The sequence below is a fragment of the Brochothrix sp. genome (assembly GCF_017549435.1).
Lineage (GTDB): Bacteria > Bacillota > Bacilli > Lactobacillales > Listeriaceae > Brochothrix > Brochothrix thermosphacta.
Genome location: NZ_JAFYUW010000093.1, coordinates 1 through 4,405, shown reverse-complemented (window position 1 = coordinate 4,405; position 4,405 = coordinate 1). Strand labels below are relative to the sequence as shown.

General features: G+C 38.7%; 3 protein-coding genes. All 3 read left to right on the top strand.

Features of this window, described 5'->3' with window-relative positions; translation table 11 throughout:
• Positions 1–456 (top strand): isocitrate/isopropylmalate family dehydrogenase (locus IKV95_RS06185; RefSeq protein ID WP_287451525.1); only part of this gene is annotated, 456 nt, incomplete at its 5' end.
• A 398-nt stretch (positions 457–854) separates the two neighbouring features.
• Positions 855–3,488, top strand: coding sequence for a DNA polymerase I (gene polA / locus IKV95_RS06180; protein ID WP_287451524.1), 2,634 nt, complete (start codon positions 855–857; stop codon positions 3,486–3,488).
• 29 nt (positions 3,489–3,517) lie between these two features.
• Positions 3,518–4,351 carry a DNA-formamidopyrimidine glycosylase gene (gene mutM / locus IKV95_RS06175; protein ID WP_069119347.1) on the top strand — a complete coding sequence of 278 codons (834 nt, stop codon included), beginning with the start codon at positions 3,518–3,520 and terminating at the stop codon, positions 4,349–4,351.
• Positions 4,352–4,405: the final 54 nt, after the last annotated feature.

The following is a 4,405-nucleotide window of genomic DNA, read 5'->3' as shown; positions in this document are numbered from 1 at the left end:
GCTTCATCTGCTGGGAAATTAATTGTAAAAGATATTATTACAGATAACTTTTTACAACAAATTGTCTTACGACCAGAACAATTTGATGTTGTTGCTACGATGAATCTTAATGGAGATTATGTTTCTGATGCATTAGCAGCTCAAGTTGGTGGTATTGGTTTATCACCTGGTGCGAACATTAATTATTTAACAGGTCATGCTATTTTTGAAGCGACGCATGGTACAGCGCCAACCTTTGCGAATCAAGACCGTGCGAACCCAAGTGCGATGTTATTATCAGCAGTGATGCTGTTAGAACATTTGGGGTGGAATGAGGCGGCAACATTAATTTTGAATGCGTTGGAATCAACGATTTCACAACAAATAGTCACAGAAGATTTAGCGCAGCTCATTGATGTTACTGCTGTTTCGACTTCGGCATTTGCAGATGCATTAGAAGCAGCTATTACAAAGTAACGACTTAGATTGGTTGGTGTTATCAGCCGAGGTAGGCTGATTAGAACTGTTAATATAACAGGCACGACAAGTGAACGCAGGTGAGCGTACAGATGGTACGTAATCCTAAATGAGTGAGAAGCAACGTCTGAGATTGGTTAGTGTTATCGGCCGAGGTAGGCTGATTAGAACTGTTAATATAACAGGCACGACAAGTGAATGCGGGTGAGCGTACAGATGGTACGTAATCCTAAATGAGTGAGAAGTAACGTCTGAGATTGACGGTTATAATCTGCCTGAAGCAAGTTCCTGAAAGAAGGGGCTTGCTTCTTTTTAGCTTGAGAATGAACAGAAGTGTTATTGCGTCTAATAAATGCTAAAATAGAGGAATAGAACAGTCTGGATAGGGAGCGATGAGAGTGAAAAAATTAGTATTATTTGATGGGAATAGTTTAGCAAGTCGTGCATTTTATGCATTGCCGCTTTTAAATAATGATAAGGGTGTTTATACCAATGCAGTGTATGGTTTTGCAATGATGGTAACAAACGTTATTGAAAAAGAGCAACCAACACATGTAATGGTAGCATTTGATGCGGGGAAAACAACTTTTCGTCATAGCCAATATAAAGAGTATAAAGGTGGGCGTTCAAAAACACCGAGTGAACTTTCGGAACAATTTCCGTTTATCAAAGAGTTGTTAGATGCCTATCATGTGAAGCATTACCAATTGGCTAACTATGAAGCGGATGATATTATTGGGACATTAGCCACACAAGCTGAAAAAGAAGGTATTGATAAAATCCTTATTATTACCGGAGATCGCGATTTAACACAGCTGGCTAGTGAAAAAATCACTGTTAATATCACTAAAAAAGGAATTACAGATGTTGAAGTGAATACACCAGAAACGCTGCTTGAGAAATTCAACTTAACACCGAATCAAATCATTGATTTAAAAGGATTAATGGGTGATTCATCTGATAATATTCCTGGGGTAAAAGGTGTTGGAGAGAAGACAGCTTTAAAATTACTGCATGAGTATGGTTCAGTTGAGAAGGTGTTAGAAAATACAGAGGCTGTTTCTGGAAAAAAATTGAAAGAAAATTTAACGACTTACAAAGAAGATGCACTTCTCAGTAAAACGTTAGCAACGATAGATGTGTCATCTCCAATTGAAGTAACATTAGATGATACGGCTTATAGTGGTTATGAAGCAAGCGATGTGATTCCAATATACCGCGAGTTAGGTTTTAAGACCTTGCTTGAAAAAGAATTGGGCGAAGAACCCTCAGCACAAGCAGAGCCATTAGCAGAAATTGCTGTTGAAATCGTTAAAGATATTCCAACGGCAGAATTGATGGATGGCGCAAGTGTATATGTTGAAGCTAAAACAGATAATTATTTAGGATCTGATATTTTAGGTTGGAGCGTTTATACAAATGAAAAAATCTATTATTTAACACACGAAGCTGTATTGGAGGCGAAAAATCTTCAAGCCTTTCTGACAGATGAAACACTGACAAAACGGGTTTATGATGCGAAACGTTGTGTGGCCATTTTATTGCGTGAAGGAATTCATCTTAAAGGTATTACCTTTGACTTAATGTTGGCGTCTTATTTATTAGATCCATCCTTTACAATTACCGATTTTGCTGGTGTAGCAGAACTACATAGTTATTCGGCTGTTGAAAACGATGAAACCATTTACGGCAAAGGTGCTAAATGGGCGTTGCCAGAAGAACAAATACTAGCTGATCATCTTGGACGCAAAGCATTAGCGATTGCTGAACTAGAAGAAGCAATAACAATTTCTTTAAACAACAATGAGCAAGCAGACTTATTGATTGAACTGGAATTGCCACTATCGCTTGTGTTAGCTGAAATGGAAGTTCAAGGTGTCTCAATTGATACAGCTGCTTTAGAAAAAATGAAAACAGATTTGCAAGTACGTTTAGATACATTAGTCGCTGATATTCATGCAGCAGCTGGAACAGAGTTTAATGTGAACTCTCCTAAGCAACTAGGCGTTATTTTGTTTGAAGAGTTACAATTGCCAGTGATTAAGAAGACTAAAACGGGTTATTCGACCTCTGTTGATGTCTTAGAGCAATTACAAGGTGAACATCCAATCATTGACTTAGTGATGACTTATCGTCAGCTAGTGAAGCTTCAATCAACGTATATCGAAGGTTTGTTAAAAGTAACAGATGAAAAGACACATAAAGTGCATACGCGTTTCAATCAAACATTGACGCAAACAGGACGTTTGAGTTCAGTAGATCCTAACCTTCAAAATATTCCCGTTCGACTAGAAGAAGGACGCCGTATTCGTTCAGTCTTTAAAGCATCACAAGAAGGCTGGAAAATCTATGCGGCCGATTATTCACAAATCGAATTACGAGTGTTGGCACATATTGCGAAAGACGAAAACCTGATTGCGGCCTTTAATGCAGATATGGATATCCATACTAAGACAGCGATGGATGTTTTCCATGTTGAAGCGGATGAAGTGACGAGTAACATGCGTCGCCAAGCAAAAGCAGTTAACTTCGGTATTGTTTACGGCATTAGTGATTACGGCCTTTCACAAAACTTGGGAATAACACGCGCAGAAGCACAGACGTTTATTGATCGCTATTTTACAAGTTACCCGAAAGTAAAAACATTTATGGAAGAAGTTGTGGTTCAAACGAGACAATCAGGTTATGTTGAAACGATTTTACATCGTCGTCGTTACATTCCTGAAATTACAAGCCGTAACTTTAATATTCGCGGTTTTGCAGAACGAACAGCGATGAACACTCCGATTCAAGGGAGTGCGGCTGATATTATCAAACAAGCAATGGTCTTATTAGATAAAGAACTTAAAGCAACAAATATCCAAGCAACGATGCTTTTACAAGTACACGATGAGCTTATTTTTGAAGTCGCTGAAAAAGATATTGAGCGTTTGGACACACTCGTTAAAGACGTAATGGCCAACGCTGTTGAATTAGATGTACCCTTAAAAGCCGACAGTGCATATGGCGATTCATGGTACGATGCAAAATAATTTAAAACGCTGAAAGAGGAGGAACTGCAGTGCCAGAATTACCAGAAGTAGAAAATGTCCGTGCCACATTGGCGGAATTAGTCATCGGTCGCACAATTGAACAAGTAACAATTGGTGTACCAAAAATGATTCATGGTGTGGATTCACAACAGTTTGCTTATAACCTTATAGGTGAAAAATTTGTGGATATCCGTCGTCGGGGCAAGTTTTTATTACTAGATACGACAAATTATACGATTTTATCGCATCTACGGATGGAAGGTAAATATCGTTTAACGTTAGATGAAGAAGAAAAAAGTAAACACACACATGTTGTTTTTCAATTAGATGGGGGACAACAATTACGTTACCTTGATGTCCGTAAATTTGGAACAATGGAAATGGTACCTTTAGGGCAAGAAGAGACCACGCGTGCGATTAAAAAATTAGGGCCTGAACCTTTTGGCGAAGACTTCCAATTAGACGTGTTTGCAAAAGCATTGTCGCGTTCAACGCGAGGTATTAAAAATGTGCTATTGGATCAAAAAGCAGTTGTTGGATTAGGCAACATCTATGTCGATGAAGTCTGTTATGTTGCAAAGGTTAATCCAATTAAACCAAGTAACGAATTAAATCAAACAGAAGTGAAACGATTGTATGATGCGACTCGCAGCATCTTAACGGAAGCTGTTAAATTGGGTGGTTCAACGATTCGGACCTATGTGAATTCACAAGGTAAAATTGGTAACTACCAAGAAAAATTGGTAGTTTATGGGCATAAAGGAGAACCGTGTCCGCAGTGTGGGACTGAAATTGAAAAGATTCAATACCATGGTCGTGGCACGCATTATTGCCCCGCTTGTCAACCATTATTAAGGAAGTGATAACATGACAACAGTGATTGGGTTAACAGGTGGCATTGCCTCAGGAAAAAGCTT